The sequence below is a fragment of the Pseudomonas furukawaii genome, assembly GCF_002355475.1.
Lineage (GTDB): Bacteria > Pseudomonadota > Gammaproteobacteria > Pseudomonadales > Pseudomonadaceae > Metapseudomonas > Metapseudomonas furukawaii.
The window spans coordinates 5,719,237-5,733,860 of the sequence record NZ_AP014862.1 but is presented as its reverse complement, the minus strand read 5'-3'; the positions used below and the strand labels follow the sequence as shown (position 1 = coordinate 5,733,860).

Sequence of the window (14,624 nt, the reverse complement as noted above, 5' to 3'; positions counted from 1 at the left end):
GGACGCTGATAGGAAATCGGTCGTGCTAGGGCTCTTCAATAAGAAAGCGAATTCGCTGTTGGGGATCGACATAAGCTCGACCTCAGTCAAGCTCCTTGAATTGAGTCGCTCGGGAACCCGCTACAAGGTGGAGTCCTACGCCGTCGAGCCGCTCCCGCCAAACGCAGTGGTCGAGAAGAACATTGCCGAACTGGAGGGGGTAGGGCAGGCGATTTCCCGGGTGATCACCAAGGCCCGCACCGGCGTCAAGGCCGCAGCGGTGGCCGTTGCCGGTTCGGCGGTGATCACCAAGACCATCGAGATGGAAGCCGGGCTCTCCGATGATGACATGGAGAACCAGCTGAAGATCGAGGCCGATCAGTACATCCCCTATCCGCTGGAGGAGGTGGCCATCGATTTCGAGGTCCAGGGCCCTTCCGCGCGCAACCCTGATCGTGTCGACGTGCTGCTGGCCGCCTGTCGGAAGGAGAACGTCGAGGTCCGCGAGGCCGCCCTTGCGCTGGCCGGACTCAATGCAAAGGTGGTGGATGTCGAGGCCTATGCCCTTGAGCGCGCCTACTCCCTGCTTTCTGCGCAGTTGGGCGACGCCCATGATGGGCTGACGGTGGCCGTCGTCGACATCGGCGCCACCATGACTACGCTCAGCGTCCTGCACAACGGTCGAACCATCTATACCCGCGAGCAGCTTTTCGGTGGCCGCCAGCTCACCGAGGAAATACAGCGCCGCTATGGGCTGTCGGTGGAGGAGGCCGGCCTCGCCAAGAAGCAGGGCGGTCTTCCGGATGACTACGACAGCGAGGTGTTGCAACCGTTCAAGGATGCCGTCGTCCAGCAGGTTTCCCGTTCCCTCCAGTTCTTCTTCGCCGCAGGCCAGTTCAACGATGTGGACTACATCCTGCTGGCGGGGGGCACGGCATCGATTCCCGACCTGGATCGTCTGATCCAGCAGCGAATCGGCACGCCGACCTTGGTAGCCAATCCCTTCGCCGACATGGCGTTGAGCAGCAAGGTCAACGCCGGTGCGCTGGCCAGTGATGCGCCGGCACTGATGATTGCCTGCGGTCTGGCCATGAGGAGTTTCGACTGATGGCACGCATCAACCTACTCCCTTGGCGCGAGCAGTTACGCGAAGAACGCAAGCAGCGTTTTCTGGTGGCCCTGGGTGCGATCCTGGCCATCGGCGCTGGTGCGGTGTTCCTGGGTGACCAGTACCTGAACAACGCCATCGAGAACCAGCAGGCACGCAATGATTATGTGCGCAAGGAAATTGCCGTTCTGGATGCGCGAATCAAGGAGATCAGCGAGCTCAAGACCCGCCGTCAGCAACTCCTTGAGCGGATGAAGATCATCCAGGACCTGCAGGGCAACCGTCCGATCATCGGTCGCGTGTTCGACCAGTTGGTGCGGACCCTGCCCGATGGCGTCTTCTTCACCGGCCTGAAAATGACCGGCAAGAGCATCGCCATCGTGGGGGCGGCGGAGTCGAACAATCGGGTTTCCAACCTCATGCGCAACCTGGATGCGTCCGAGTGGTTGACCTCGCCCAACCTCACCGAAGTGAAGGCCGTCACAGCCGGGGCGGTGGATCAGGCCAACGTCTTCCAGCTCACCGTGCAGCAGACCCAGCCGGGGGTCGAAGAGGAAGAGGCCCTCAAGAAATCCGCCGCCAAGCCTGCGGCCGTCAAGGCAGGAGCCACGAAAAAATGAGCCTGTCCGAATCCATCGAAAACCTGCGCAAGATCGATCTGGCCGATCTTGACCTGAATAACCTGGGTTCCTGGCCGCTGGCGGTCAAGGTGATCACCTGCATCCTGCTGCTCGTTCTGGTACTGGCGCTGGGGTACAACTTCCACCTCAAGGACCTGGAGAGCCAGCTGGACTCGAAGCGTGCCGAGGAGGCGACCCTCAAGCAGCAGTTCGCCACCAAGGCGTTCCAGGCGGCCAACCTGGAGGCCTACAAGGATCAGATGAAGGAGATGGAAACCTCCTTCGGCGCGTTGTTGCGCCAACTGCCGAGTGACACCGAAGTGCCTGGGCTGCTGGAGGACATTACCCGTACCGGTCTGGGCAGTGGCCTGGAGTTCGAAGAGATCAAGCTGCTGCCCGAGGCCACGCAGCAGTTCTACATCGAGCTGCCGATCCGGATCTCCGTGGTCGGTGGCTATCACGATCTGGCCACCTTCGTCAGCGGTGTGTCGAGCCTGCCGCGGATCGTCACCCTGCATGACTTCGAGATCAAGCCGCTGGATCAGGCGGGTGGTTCCAAGCTGCGCATGTCGATCCTGGCCAAGACCTATCGCTACAACGACAAGGGGCTGCAGAAATGAGTAGTGCCCGCGCCCGCCTGGCGCTCTGCGCCCTGATGTTCGCCACCTTGTCCGGCTGTGGTGTCGGCAACGATTTCGGCGACCTGCAAGCCTACATGGACGAGGTGCGCGCCCGTCCCAAGGGTTCCATCGAGCCCCTGCCGAAGTTCCAGCCCTACGAGGCCTTCACCTACAGTGCTGCAGCATTGCGCAGCCCCTTCCAGCCGCCGATCAAGATTGACCTGACGCAGCAGCAGAAGGGATCGAAGGACATCCGTCCGGACGAAACGCGGGTGAAGCAGTTCCTCGAGGGCTTCAATATCGAGTCCTTCCAGATGGTGGGCACCTTGTCCAACACGGGGGGGCGCTTCGCCCTGATCAGTGGTGCGGGAGGGGTGCACCGAGTCAAGGTGGGGGATTACCTGGGGCGCAACCACGGCCGCATCGTCGCGATCGACGAAGCCAAGGTGGATGTGGTGGAAATTGTCCCGGACGGGGAGGGCGGATGGCTGGAACGTCCGCGTACCCTCGCGCTGAGGGAGCGCTCTTCTTGAGTGCGAGGTGAACCGATGAAGAATAATGACCGGTCTGCACAACGGAATCCGATGATGAAAAGCTCGCTATCGCGCCTTGGTATCACGCTCTTGGCCGCCCTGCTGTCGCCGGCGCTGCTGGCGGCTGACTTGCAGTCCCTGGATGTCGCGGCCCTGCCGGGCGACAGGGTCGAACTCAAGCTGGCCTTCGACGAGCCGGTGGTGGCGCCGCGCGGATACACCATCGAGCAGCCGGCGCGCATAGCCCTGGACCTGCCTGGGGTGTCCAACAAGCTGGGCACGAAGAACCGCGAACTGGGCGTTGGCAATGCCCGCAGCCTGACCGTGGTGGAGGCCAAGGATCGCACTCGACTGATCATCAACCTGTCCACACTCGTGCCTTACAGTACGCGCGTGGAGGGTCGTAACCTCTATGTGCTGGTGGGTGAGTCCGCCTCGGCTCCGGCGGCGCCCGCCGCACCACGTCCCGTCGCCGCCGCGCCGGCGCCCGTGGCTGCGCCCCTGAGCGCCGCGCAGCCGGCCAAGAGCTATGCCCGCGTCGGACGTACCATCGAGAACATCGATTTCCAGCGTGGAGAGCAGGGTGAGGGCAATGTAGTCATCACCCTGTCCGATCCGAGCGTGAGCCCGGACATCCAGGAGCAGGGCGGTCGCATCCGCCTCAACTTCGCCAAGACCCAGTTGCCGGAACCCTTGCGTGTCCGTCTGGATGTGAAGGACTTCGCCACCCCGGTGCAGTTCGTCAGTGCCGCCGGTTCGGGCAATGACGCCAGCATCAGCATCGAGCCCACCGGCTTCTACGATTACCTGGCGTACCAGACCGACAACAAGCTGACCGTCAGCATCAAGCCGCTGACCCAGGATGACGTCGAGAAGCGCAAGGCCGAGCGTTTCGCCTACTCGGGTGAAAAGCTCTCCCTGAACTTCCAGGATATCGACGTTCGCTCGGTGCTTCAGCTGATCGCCGATTTCACTGACCTGAACCTGGTGGCGTCCGATACAGTGCAGGGCAATATCACCCTGCGGCTGCAGAACGTGCCCTGGGATCAGGCGCTGGACCTGGTGCTGAAGACCAAGGGCCTGGACAAGCGCAAGGTGGGCAATGTGCTCCTGGTGGCGCCGGCTGACGAGATCGCGGCCCGCGAGCGCCAGGAACTGGAATCGCAGAAGCAGATCGCAGAACTGGCTCCCCTGCGCCGTGAGCTGATTCAGGTGAACTATGCCAAGGCGGCTGACATCGCCAAGCTGTTCCAGTCGGTCACCAGTGGCGATCCGAGTGCCGCCGGCACCGATGAGCGCGGCTCCATCACCGTGGATGACCGGACCAACAGCATCATCGCCTACCAGACCCAGGACAAGCTGGACGAGCTGCGCCGTATCGTCACCCAACTGGATATTCCCGTCCGCCAGGTGATGATCGAGGCCCGCATCGTCGAGGCCAACGTGGACTACGACAAGGCGCTGGGCGTGAATTGGCGCGGTGCCAGCGTCGGTGACAACAACTTCGTGATCGGCGGCGGCGGCAATGGCCGTCCGGCGGCGGGTAACGCCAACAACCCGCTGCTGGCCAACGCCCCGTTCGTCGACCTGGGTGCCACCGGGGCCACTTCCAGCATCGGTATCGGCTTCATCACCGACAACACCATCCTTGACCTTGAACTGTCGGCGATGGAGAAAACCGGTAATGGCGAGATCGTTTCTCAGCCCAAGGTGGTCACTTCCGACAAGGAGACTGCAAAGATCCTGAAGGGCGCCGAGATTCCCTACCAGGAGGCGAGCTCCAGTGGCGCCACCAGCACCTCCTTCAAGGAAGCCGCGCTGTCCCTGGAGGTCACTCCGCAGATCACGCCGGACAACCGCATCATCATGGAAGTGAAGGTCACCAAGGATGCGCCGGACTTCGGCAACGCCCTGAACGGTGTACCGCCCATCAACAAGAACGAGGTTAACGCCAAGGTACTGGTGAACGATGGTGAAACCATCGTGATAGGTGGGGTATTCTCCAACACCCAAACCAAGGCGGTGGACAAGGTGCCCTTCCTCGGCGACCTGCCCTTCCTCGGCCGCATGTTCCGTCGCGACGTGGTTCAGGACAAGAAATCCGAGCTCCTGGTATTCCTCACCCCCCGCATCATGAATAACCAGGCCATTGCGGTGAGTCGCTGATATCGGTGCGAAATCTGATCCTTATTGGCCCGATGGGAGCTGGAAAAAGCACCATCGGGCGTTTGCTTGCTAAAGAACTGCGTCTTCCCTTCAAGGACTCCGATAAGGAAATCGAACAGCGTACCGGTGCCGATATCCCCTGGATATTCGATGTCGAGGGCGAACAGGGATTCAGGGACCGCGAACAGGCGATGATCGAGGAGATCTGTGAAGAGGACGGTGTCGTCCTCGCCACAGGCGGTGGCGCGGTTTTGCGCCCGGCCAATCGCCAGGCCCTGCGTGCCGGCGGGCGCGTCGTCTATCTGCACACTTCGGTGGAGCAGCAGATCGAGCGTACCGCGAGGGACCGCAATCGACCGCTGTTGCGGACCGCTGATCCGGGCAAGGTCCTGCGTGATCTGATGGCGATTCGTGATCCGCTCTATCGCGAGATCGCCGATATCATCATCGAGACGGATGAGCGGCCGCCGCGTCTGGTGGTGCAGGAAATCCTGGCGCGATTGCAGAAACTGCCGCCCCGTTAAAGCGAGGGCGGAACTGCGCTATTCTTTAGCCCTTTTGAAATCGGGGGCCCCATGCGAACACTTCAGGTCGATCTCGGCGAGCGTAGCTATCCCATCCACATCGGTTCCGGATTGCTGTCGCGGTCGGAGCTCTTCGCGCCCCATATCGCTGGCCGGCAGGTGGCCATCGTCACCAATGAAACGGTCGCTCCGCTCTATCTGGAGACCTTGACCCGTACGCTCCAGGGCTATTCGGTGCTGCCTGTGGTCCTGCCCGATGGCGAGGCCCACAAGAACTGGGAAACCCTGCAACTGATCTTCGACGCCCTGTTGGGCGCGCGCCATGATCGCCGCACCACTATCATCGCCCTGGGTGGCGGCGTGATCGGCGACATGGCTGGATTCGCCGCGGCCTGCTACCAGCGCGGCGTCGACTTCATCCAGGTGCCGACCACGCTGCTGTCCCAGGTCGACTCCTCGGTGGGCGGCAAGACCGGGATCAACCACCCGCTGGGCAAGAACATGGTCGGTGCCTTCTACCAGCCCAAGGCCGTGATCATCGACACCGACAGCCTGAAGACCCTGCCGGGGCGCGAGCTGTCCGCCGGGCTGGCCGAGGTCATCAAGTACGGCCTGATCTGCGACGTCTCCTTCCTGCCCTGGCTGGAAGAGCGGATGCCCGCCCTGCGCGGGCTGGACGCCAACGCGCTGACCGAAGCCATCGAACGCTCCTGTGCCGCCAAGGCCCGTGTGGTCGGGGCGGACGAGCGAGAATCCGGCCTGCGCGCCATTCTCAACCTGGGCCATACCTTCGGACACGCCATCGAAACCCACATGGGCTATGGCGCATGGCTGCACGGTGAAGCGGTATCGGCCGGCACCGTCATGGCCCTGGAGATGTCCAGTCGACTGGGGTGGATTTCCGCTGAAGAGCGCGATGCCGCGATCCGCCTGTTGCGAGATGCCGGCCTTCCGGTCGTACCGCCGGCGGAGATGACGGCGGAACATTTCCTCCAGCACATGGCCGTAGACAAGAAGGTGCTCGATGGTCAACTGCGCCTGGTGCTGCTGCGCCAGGTCGGGGACGCCGTCGTCACCGCCGATTATCCGCGGGAAATTCTGGAGGCCACCCTCGCCACCGACTACCGCGCCCTGGCCGAACAGCCCGGAGAATAAGGGATTAGCATGAGCAGCCTGCACGCCGACGAGGCCTATCTCGGCCACTATCAGTTCACCCATGACCCCTTTGCCGCGCGGGTGCCCGGCTTCAAGTTCTTCCCTGCCCAGCGCAAGCCGGTGCTGGGCCAGCTTCATCATCTGGCGCGTTATAGCCAACTGATGCTGGTGGTCAGCGGCCCCCACGGGAGTGGCAAGACCCTGCTGCGCCAGGCCCTGGTGGCCAGCACCAACAAACAGGCGGTACAGAGCCTGGTGGTGTCGGCACGCAACTCGGCGGAGGTGGGGGGGCTGCTCCGGCAGATCGCCCAGGGATTGAATATCGCCCAGGCCGATGTACGTTCGGTGCTGGCCCAGATCGCCCAGTTGTCCATCACCGGCCAGGAGGTCTACCTGCTGGTGGATGACGCCGAGGAATTGGACGACGCCTCCCTCGAGAACCTGTTGACTCTGTCCCAGGGCAATGTCGAGGCCCGCGCCCATGTCTTCCTGTTCGGCGAAGATTCGCTTCTGGAACGCCTGGATACGCTAAACGAAGGCGAAGAGCGCTTCCATGTCATCGAATTGCAGCCCTACAGCCCGGAAGAAACCCGCGAGTACCTCGCCCAGCGCCTCGAAGGCGCGGGGCGTGAGATCGATCTCCTCAGTGATGAGCAGGTTGAGGATATCCACCTGCAGTCCGGCGGTTGGCCGGGCGCCATCAATCAGGTGGCGCGCGATCTCTTGATCGAGGCGATGCTCGCCCAGCGTGGCGCCGCCCGTAAATCACCAGGTGGATTCAGTCTGCCGAAGAAGCACCTGTTGGCCCTCGCCGTCGTCGGCATCGGGGTCGTCGCCGCCTGGATGATGCAGGGCCGCAACGAACCGGCGCCCGACAGCGCCCCGGCCACCGCCGAAGCCCAGGTTGACGGAGAGGCGGGCTCGCCCGCCGTCGAATTCGCCGGCTCTTCGCAGCCGCTGCCGTTGCCGTTGGTAGGGGAGGCGCAGCCGGTCATCCGTGAGCCGCTGGCCCAGGCTGCCGGTCAGGGAGAGATGGAAGACGCTCCGGCCCAGGAGGGCGCTTCCAATGTGCCGCCCACCGTGACCACCACGGCGCCTCCCGTAGGTGTGCCGGCTGGTCCGGCGCCTGCCGCGCCCGTGCAGCCCATCGCCTCTGCCCAGCCTCTGCCTGTGCCCTCCAAGCCAATCGCAGTGGCCCCCGCGACGCCTGTCGCGCCAGCACCAGTGCCAGCGGCATCGGCGCCAGAGCCCAAGCCCGCAGCGCCTGCTGCACCAGTGGCCAAGCCTGCTGCCACGCAAGCAGTGGTCAAGCCCGCCGAGAAGCCGGTCGCAGCGCCTGCCGCGCCCGTGGGTGCCGGAAGTGCGGGCGGCGCCTGGTACCGTGGCCAGTCCGGCAGCCATTTCGCGCTGCAGGTGCTTGGCACGAGTTCCGAGAGCAATGCCAAGGCCTTCGTCCAGCAGAATGGGGGGCAGTATCGTTACTTCAAGAAGCTGCACCAGGGCAAGGCGCTCTATGTGGTGACCTACGGCAGCTTCTCCAGCCGCTCCGCCGCCCAGGCCGCGATCAAGTCGCTGCCCGCCAAGGTCCAGGCCGGCAAGCCCTGGCCCAAGACCTTCGCCAGCATCCAGCAGGAGATGGCTCGCTAGTATCCAGCGAGCCTGATCCCCCGCCTTGTGACCAGGCGGTCGTTAGCACGGCCGCCTGGTCTATTCATTCATTTTTGCGACATCCACTTTCACTTGTTGGTCGTTAAGATTTGTGGTCGACCAGCCTGCTATGTACAATGACCTCCCTTTGCCCTACGTAAAAGCTGGCGCCAAGTCCGGTGCGTACGGTAAGGAGTTGAATTACAAAGCAATTCTGCCTCTTTTCGGAGGCAGCCCTGGTGAGAGTTCCCCTATGAAAGCAGGTCTGTACCATCCTGATCAGTTCAAGGATAACTGCGGTTTCGGCTTGATCGCCCACATGCAAGGTGAGGCGAGTCACGACCTCCTGAACACCGCCATCGAAGCCCTGACCTGCATGACCCATCGCGGCGGCATCAACGCCGACGGCAAGACGGGTGATGGTTGTGGTCTGCTGATTCAAAAACCTGACCTTTTCCTGCGTGCGATCGCCCAGGAGACCTTTGGCGTCTCGCTGCCCGATCAGTACGCTGTCGGCATGGTGTTCTTCAATCAGGACCCGGTGCGTGCCGAAGCCGCTCGCGAGAACATGAACCGCGAGATCGCCAAGGCCGGCCTGCAGCTGATCGGCTGGCGCAAGGTCCCGGTGGATACCAGCGTCCTCGGCCGCCTGGCCCTGGAGCGCCTGCCGCAGATCGAGCAGGTCTTCATCGGTGGCGCCGGCCTGTCCGACCAGGAAATGGCGGTCAAGCTGTTCAGCGCCCGTCGCCGCTCCTCCGTGGCCAACGCCGAGGACAGCGACCACTACATCTGCAGCTTCTCCAACAGGACCATCATCTACAAAGGCCTGATGATGCCGGCGGACCTGCAGCAGTTCTACCCGGACCTGGGTGACGAGCGCCTGCAGACCGCCATCTGCGTCTTCCACCAGCGCTTCTCCACCAACACCCTGCCGAAGTGGCCGCTGGCGCAGCCCTTCCGCTTCCTCGCCCACAACGGCGAGATCAACACCATCACCGGCAACCGCAACTGGGCGGTCGCCCGCCGCACCAAGTTCGCCAACGACCAGTTGCCCGACATCGACGAGCTGGGCCCGCTGGTCAACCGCGTCGGCTCCGACTCCTCCAGCATGGACAACATGCTGGAACTGATGGTCACCGGCGGTATCGACCTGTTCCGTGGCGTGCGCATGATCATTCCGCCGGCCTGGCAGAACATGGAGACCATGGATGCCGACCTGCGCGCCTTCTACGAATACAACTCCATGCACATGGAGCCCTGGGATGGCCCCGCCGGCGTCGTACTGACCGACGGCCGCTACGCCGCCTGCCTGCTGGATCGCAACGGCCTGCGTCCGGCCCGCTGGGTCACCACCCGGAACGGCTACATCACCCTGGCCTCCGAAATCGGCGTGTGGGACTACAAGCCCGAGGACGTCATCGCCAAGGGCCGCGTCGGCCCGGGCCAGATCCTCGCCGTCGACACCGAGACCGGCCAGATCCTCAACACCGAGGACATCGACAACCGCCTGAAGTCGCGTCACCCCTACAAGCAGTGGCTGCGCCAGAGCGCCGTGCGCATCCAGGCCAAGCTCGACGACGACCATGGCGCCGCCAGCTACGACAGCGACCAGCTGAAGCAGTACATGAAGATGTTCCAGGTCACCTTCGAGGAGCGTGACCAGGTGCTGCGCCCGTTGGCCGAGCAGGGCCAGGAGGCCGTCGGCTCCATGGGCGACGACACTCCCATGGCCGTGCTGTCCCAGCGCATCCGTTCGACCTACGACTACTTCCGCCAGCAGTTCGCGCAGGTGACCAACCCGCCGATCGACCCGCTGCGCGAAGCCATCGTCATGTCCCTGGAGATCTGCCTGGGCGCCGAGCGCAACATCTTCAGCGAGTCCCCGGACCACGCCACCCGCGTGATCCTCAGCAGCCCGGTGATTTCCCCGGCCAAGTGGCACGCGCTGATGAGCCTGGAACGTCCGGGCTTCGAGCGCCAGATCATCGACCTGAACTACGACGAGTCCCTCGGGCTCGAGGCCGCCGTGCGCAACATGGCCGACCAGGCCGAGGAAGCCGTGCGCGCCGGCAAGGTCCTGCTGGTGCTGACCGACCGCCACATCGCGCCCGGCAAGCTGCCGGCCCACGCATCCCTGGCCGTTGGCGCCGTGCACCATCGCCTGGTGGAGAAGGGCCTGCGTTGCGACTGCAACATCCTGGTGGAAACCGCTACCGCCCGTGACCCGCACCATTTCGCGGTGCTGGTGGGTTTCGGCGCCTCCGCCGTGTACCCCTTCCTCGCCTACGAAGTGCTGGCCGACCTGATCCGCACCGGCGAGGTGCTGGGCGACCTGTACGAAGTCTTCAAGCACTACCGCAAGGGCATCTCCAAGGGCCTGCTGAAGATCCTCTCGAAGATGGGGATCTCCACCATCGCCTCCTACCGCGGCGCCCAGTTGTTCGAAGCCGTGGGCCTGGCCGATGAAGTGGTCGACCTCAGCTTCCGCGGCGTCGCCAGTCGCATCCAGGGTGCCCGTTTCGTCGACATCGAGGCCGAGCAGAAGCTGCTGGCCCAGGAAGCCTGGAACAACCGTCGTCCGATCCAGCAGGGCGGCCTGCTGAAGTTCGTCTACGGTGGCGAGTACCACGCCTACAACCCCGACGTGGTCAACGCCCTGCAGGCGGCGGTGAAGGAAGGCAACTACGAGAAGTACAAGGAATACACCGCCCTGGTGGACCAGCGCCCGGTGTCCATGATCCGCGACCTGCTCAAGGTCAAGGAGGCCGCCCAGCCGCTGTCCCTGGATGAGGTCGAGCCGGTCGAGGACATCCTCAAGCGCTTCGACTCCGCAGGCATCTCCCTCGGCGCGCTGTCTCCGGAGGCCCATGAAGCCATCGCTGAGGCCATGAACCGCCTGGGTGCGCGCTCCAACTCCGGTGAGGGCGGCGAAGACCCGGCCCGCTACGGCACCCTGCGCAGCTCCAAGATCAAGCAGGTGGCCACCGGCCGCTTCGGTGTCACCCCCGAGTACCTGGTCAACGCCGAAGTGCTGCAGATCAAGGTGGCTCAGGGCGCCAAGCCCGGCGAGGGCGGCCAGCTGCCCGGCGGCAAGGTCAACGGCCTGATCGCCCGCCTGCGCTACGCAGTGCCCGGCGTGACCCTGATCTCGCCTCCGCCGCACCACGACATCTACTCCATCGAGGACCTGGCGCAGCTGATCTATGACCTCAAGCAGGTCAACCCGCAGGCGCTGGTGTCGGTGAAGCTGGTGGCCGAGCCCGGCGTCGGCACCATCGCCGCCGGCGTGGCCAAGGCCTACGCCGACCTGATCACCATTTCCGGCTACGACGGCGGCACCGGAGCGTCTCCGCTGACCTCCATCAAGTACGCCGGCAGCCCCTGGGAGCTGGGCCTCTCCGAGGCGCACCAGACCCTGCGGGGCAACGACCTGCGCGGCAAGGTCCGGGTGCAGACCGACGGTGGCCTGAAGACCGGCCTCGACGTGATCAAGGCGGCCATCCTCGGCGCCGAGAGCTTCGGCTTCGGCACCGCGCCCATGGTCGCCCTGGGTTGCAAGTACCTGCGCATCTGCCACCTGAACAACTGCGCCACCGGTGTTGCCACCCAGAACGACAAGCTGCGCAAGGATCATTTCATCGGCACTGTCGAGATGGTGATGAACTTCTTCACCTACATCGCCGAGGAAACCCGCGAGTGGCTGGCCAGGGTCGGTGTGCGCAGCCTCGGTGAGCTGATCGGCCGTACCGACCTGCTGGATATCCTGCCGGGCGAGACCGCCAAGCAGGGCAACCTGGACCTGACTCCCTTGCTGGGCAGCGACCTGATCCCGGCCGACAAGCCGCAGTTCTGCCAGGTCGAGAAGAACCCGCCGTTCGACCAGGGCCTGCTGGCCGAGAAAATGTGGGCAATCGCCCAGGCTGCCGTGGAGAACAAGACCGGTGGCTGCTACGACCTGGAAATCGGCAACTGCGACCGTTCCATCGGCGCGCGTGTCTCCGGCGAGATCGCCCGTCGCCACGGCAACCAGGGCATGAAGGACAAGCCGGTGACCTTCCGCTTCAAGGGCACCGCCGGCCAGAGCTTCGGCGTCTGGAACGCCGGCGGCCTGCACCTGTACCTGGAAGGCGACGCCAACGACTACGTGGGCAAGGGCATGACCGGTGGCAAGCTGGTGATCACCCCGCCGAAGGTCAGCCCGTTCAAGAGCCAGGAGTCGGCGATCGTCGGCAACACCTGCCTCTACGGCGCCACCGGTGGCAAGCTGTTTGCCGCGGGTACCGCCGGTGAGCGTTTCGCCGTGCGCAACTCCGGTGCTCACGCCGTGGTGGAAGGCACCGGCGACCACTGCTGCGAGTACATGACCGGCGGTTTCGTCTGCGTGCTCGGCAAGACCGGCTACAACTTCGGTTCCGGCATGACCGGCGGCTTCGCCTACGTGCTCGACCTGGACAACAGCTTCGTCGACCGGGTGAACCACGAACTGGTGGAGATCCAGCGCATCAGCAACGAGTCCATGGAGGCCTACCGCAGCCACCTGCACAGCGTGCTGGTGGAGTACGTCAAGGAAACCTCCAGCGACTGGGGTGCCCACCTGCTGGAGAACCTGGACGATTACCTGCGCAAGTTCTGGCTGGTCAAGCCGAAAGCCGCGAGCCTGGGCTCGCTGCTCTCCAGCACCCGTGCCAACCCGCAATGACAACAGCGCCTGAAGTGGTTTGATGAGGTTTTATTAATGACTGAACGTCTGAACAACGACTTCCAGTTCATCGAGGTCGGGCGCAAGGATCCGAAGAAGAAACTGCTGCGCCAGCGCAAGAAGGAATTCGTCGAGATCCACGACCTGTTCAAGCCCCAGCAGGCTTCCGAGCAGGCCCACCGCTGCCTCGGCTGCGGCAACCCCTATTGCGAGTGGAAGTGCCCGGTGCACAACTTCATTCCGAACTGGCTGAAGCTGGTCTCGGAAGGCAACATCCTGGCCGCCGCCGAACTGTCCCACCAGACCAATACCCTGCCGGAAGTCTGCGGCCGGGTCTGCCCCCAGGACCGCCTGTGCGAGGGTGCCTGCACCCTGAACGACGGTTTCGGCGCGGTGACCATCGGCTCGGTGGAGAAGTACATCACCGACACCGCCTTCGCCATGGGCTGGCGCCCTGACATGTCCAAGGTCAAGCCCACCGGCAAGCGTGTCGCCGTCATCGGCGCGGGCCCGGCCGGCCTGGGCTGCGCCGACGTGCTGGTGCGCAATGGCGTGACCCCGGTGGTGTTCGACAAGAACCCCGAGATCGGTGGCCTGCTGACCTTCGGCATTCCCGAATTCAAGCTGGAGAAGCATGTCCTCAGTCGTCGCCGCGAAGTCTTCGGCGGCATGGGCGTGGAGTTCCGCCTGAACACCGAAGTGGGCAAGGACATCACCATGGATCAGCTGCTCGAGGAATTCGACGCGGTGTTCATGGGCATGGGGACCTACACCTACATGAAGGGCGGCTTCCCGGGCGAGGACCTGCCGGGCGTGCATGACGCGCTGGACTTCCTGATCGCCAACGTCAACCGCAACCTCGGCTTCGAGAAGTCCCCCGAGGACTTCATCGACATGAAGGGCAAGCGCGTGGTGGTCCTGGGCGGTGGCGACACCGCGATGGACTGCAACCGCACCTCCATCCGCCAGGGCGCCAAGGCCGTGACCTGTGCCTATCGCCGTGACGAAGAGAACATGCCCGGCTCGCGCAAAGAGGTGAAGAACGCCAAGGAAGAAGGCGTGAAGTTCCTCTTCAACCGCCAGCCCATCGCCATCGTCGGCGAGGACAAGGTGGAAGGCGTGAAGGTGGTCGAGACCCGCCTCGGCGAACCCGATGCCCGTGGCCGCCGCAGCCCCGAGCCGATCCCGGGCTCCGAGGAGATCATCCCGGCCGAGGCCGTGCTGATCGCCTTCGGTTTCCGCCCGAGCCCGGCCCCCTGGTTCGACCAGTTCGACATCCGCATCGACAGCCAGGGCCGCGTGGTGGCGCCGGCCCAGGCGCAGTTCAAGCACCAGACCAGCAACCCGAAGGTATTCGCCGGTGGTGACATGGTCCGGGGTTCCGACCTGGTGGTGACGGCGATCTTCGAGGGGCGCACCGCCGCCGAAGGCATCCTGGACTACCTGGGCGTCTAAGCCACTGCGCTTGGAGAGCTGCGGTTCGCGTCATTTCGTCGCGATGGACAAAAGGCACGGCACCCGCCGTGCCTTTTGCGTTGGGCTTTGCGAGAATGCCCGCACTTTTTTCTTGGGA

10 protein-coding genes are annotated in these 14,624 nt (G+C 64.0%); all 10 read left to right on the top strand.

The features are described from left to right. Positions 1–22 precede the first annotated feature (22 nt). On the top strand, positions 23–1,087 hold the full coding sequence (locus KF707C_RS26565; protein ID WP_036993220.1) for a pilus assembly protein PilM: 1,065 nt from the start codon (positions 23–25) through the stop codon (positions 1,085–1,087). Beyond that, positions 1,087–1,707, top strand: coding sequence for a type 4a pilus biogenesis protein PilN (gene pilN, locus KF707C_RS26560; RefSeq protein ID WP_003453194.1), 621 nt, complete (start codon positions 1,087–1,089; stop codon positions 1,705–1,707). Before KF707C_RS26565 ends, pilN begins: the two co-directional genes overlap by 1 nt. Beyond that, a complete protein-coding gene (gene pilO / locus KF707C_RS26555; RefSeq protein WP_003453193.1) occupies positions 1,704–2,327 on the top strand; it encodes a type 4a pilus biogenesis protein PilO in 624 nt (207 codons plus the stop codon). The genes pilN and pilO overlap by 4 nt, the downstream gene beginning before the upstream one ends. Continuing rightward, positions 2,324–2,860: a type 4a pilus biogenesis lipoprotein PilP gene (pilP, locus tag KF707C_RS26550; protein ID WP_003453191.1), complete on the top strand. Its 537-nt coding sequence runs from the start codon at positions 2,324–2,326 to the stop codon at positions 2,858–2,860. The genes pilO and pilP overlap by 4 nt, the downstream gene beginning before the upstream one ends. A 54-nt stretch (positions 2,861–2,914) precedes the next feature. Beyond that, positions 2,915–5,026 carry a type IV pilus secretin PilQ family protein gene (pilQ, locus tag KF707C_RS26545; protein WP_036993218.1) on the top strand — a complete coding sequence of 704 codons (2,112 nt, stop codon included), beginning with the start codon at positions 2,915–2,917 and terminating at the stop codon, positions 5,024–5,026. A 5-nt stretch (positions 5,027–5,031) separates the two neighbouring features. Next, on the top strand, positions 5,032–5,550 hold the full coding sequence (aroK, locus tag KF707C_RS26540; RefSeq protein ID WP_081608093.1) for a shikimate kinase AroK: 519 nt from the start codon (positions 5,032–5,034) through the stop codon (positions 5,548–5,550). A gap of 51 nt (positions 5,551–5,601) precedes the next feature. Further along, complete coding sequence (gene aroB, locus KF707C_RS26535) at positions 5,602–6,705, top strand: 3-dehydroquinate synthase (protein WP_003453184.1); 1,104 nt, start codon at positions 5,602–5,604, stop codon at positions 6,703–6,705. A 9-nt stretch (positions 6,706–6,714) separates the two neighbouring features. Continuing rightward, positions 6,715–8,352: an AAA family ATPase gene (locus KF707C_RS26530; RefSeq protein WP_003453183.1), complete on the top strand. Its 1,638-nt coding sequence runs from the start codon at positions 6,715–6,717 to the stop codon at positions 8,350–8,352. A 253-nt stretch (positions 8,353–8,605) separates the two neighbouring features. Next, on the top strand, positions 8,606–13,051 hold the full coding sequence (gene gltB / locus KF707C_RS26525) for a glutamate synthase large subunit (RefSeq protein WP_003453181.1): 4,446 nt from the start codon (positions 8,606–8,608) through the stop codon (positions 13,049–13,051). Between the two features lie 36 nt (positions 13,052–13,087). Then, positions 13,088–14,506 carry an FAD-dependent oxidoreductase gene (locus KF707C_RS26520; RefSeq protein ID WP_003453180.1) on the top strand — a complete coding sequence of 473 codons (1,419 nt, stop codon included), beginning with the start codon at positions 13,088–13,090 and terminating at the stop codon, positions 14,504–14,506. Positions 14,507–14,624 lie beyond the last annotated feature (118 nt).

Excerpts from the sequence above, each read along its gene's own strand:
- pilN (WP_003453194.1), top strand. The coding sequence starts at position 1,087 with ATGGCACGCATCAACCTACTCCCTTGGCGCGAGCAGTTACGCGAAGAA.
- pilO (WP_003453193.1), top strand. The coding sequence starts at position 1,704 with ATGAGCCTGTCCGAATCCATCGAAAACCTGCGCAAGATCGATCTGGCC.
- pilP (WP_003453191.1), top strand. The coding sequence starts at position 2,324 with ATGAGTAGTGCCCGCGCCCGCCTGGCGCTCTGCGCCCTGATGTTCGCC.
- pilQ (WP_036993218.1), top strand. The coding sequence starts at position 2,915 with ATGAAAAGCTCGCTATCGCGCCTTGGTATCACGCTCTTGGCCGCCCTG.
- aroB (WP_003453184.1), top strand. The coding sequence starts at position 5,602 with ATGCGAACACTTCAGGTCGATCTCGGCGAGCGTAGCTATCCCATCCAC.
- KF707C_RS26530 (WP_003453183.1), top strand. The coding sequence starts at position 6,715 with ATGAGCAGCCTGCACGCCGACGAGGCCTATCTCGGCCACTATCAGTTC.
- gltB (WP_003453181.1), top strand. The coding sequence starts at position 8,606 with ATGAAAGCAGGTCTGTACCATCCTGATCAGTTCAAGGATAACTGCGGT.
- KF707C_RS26520 (WP_003453180.1), top strand. The coding sequence starts at position 13,088 with ATGACTGAACGTCTGAACAACGACTTCCAGTTCATCGAGGTCGGGCGC.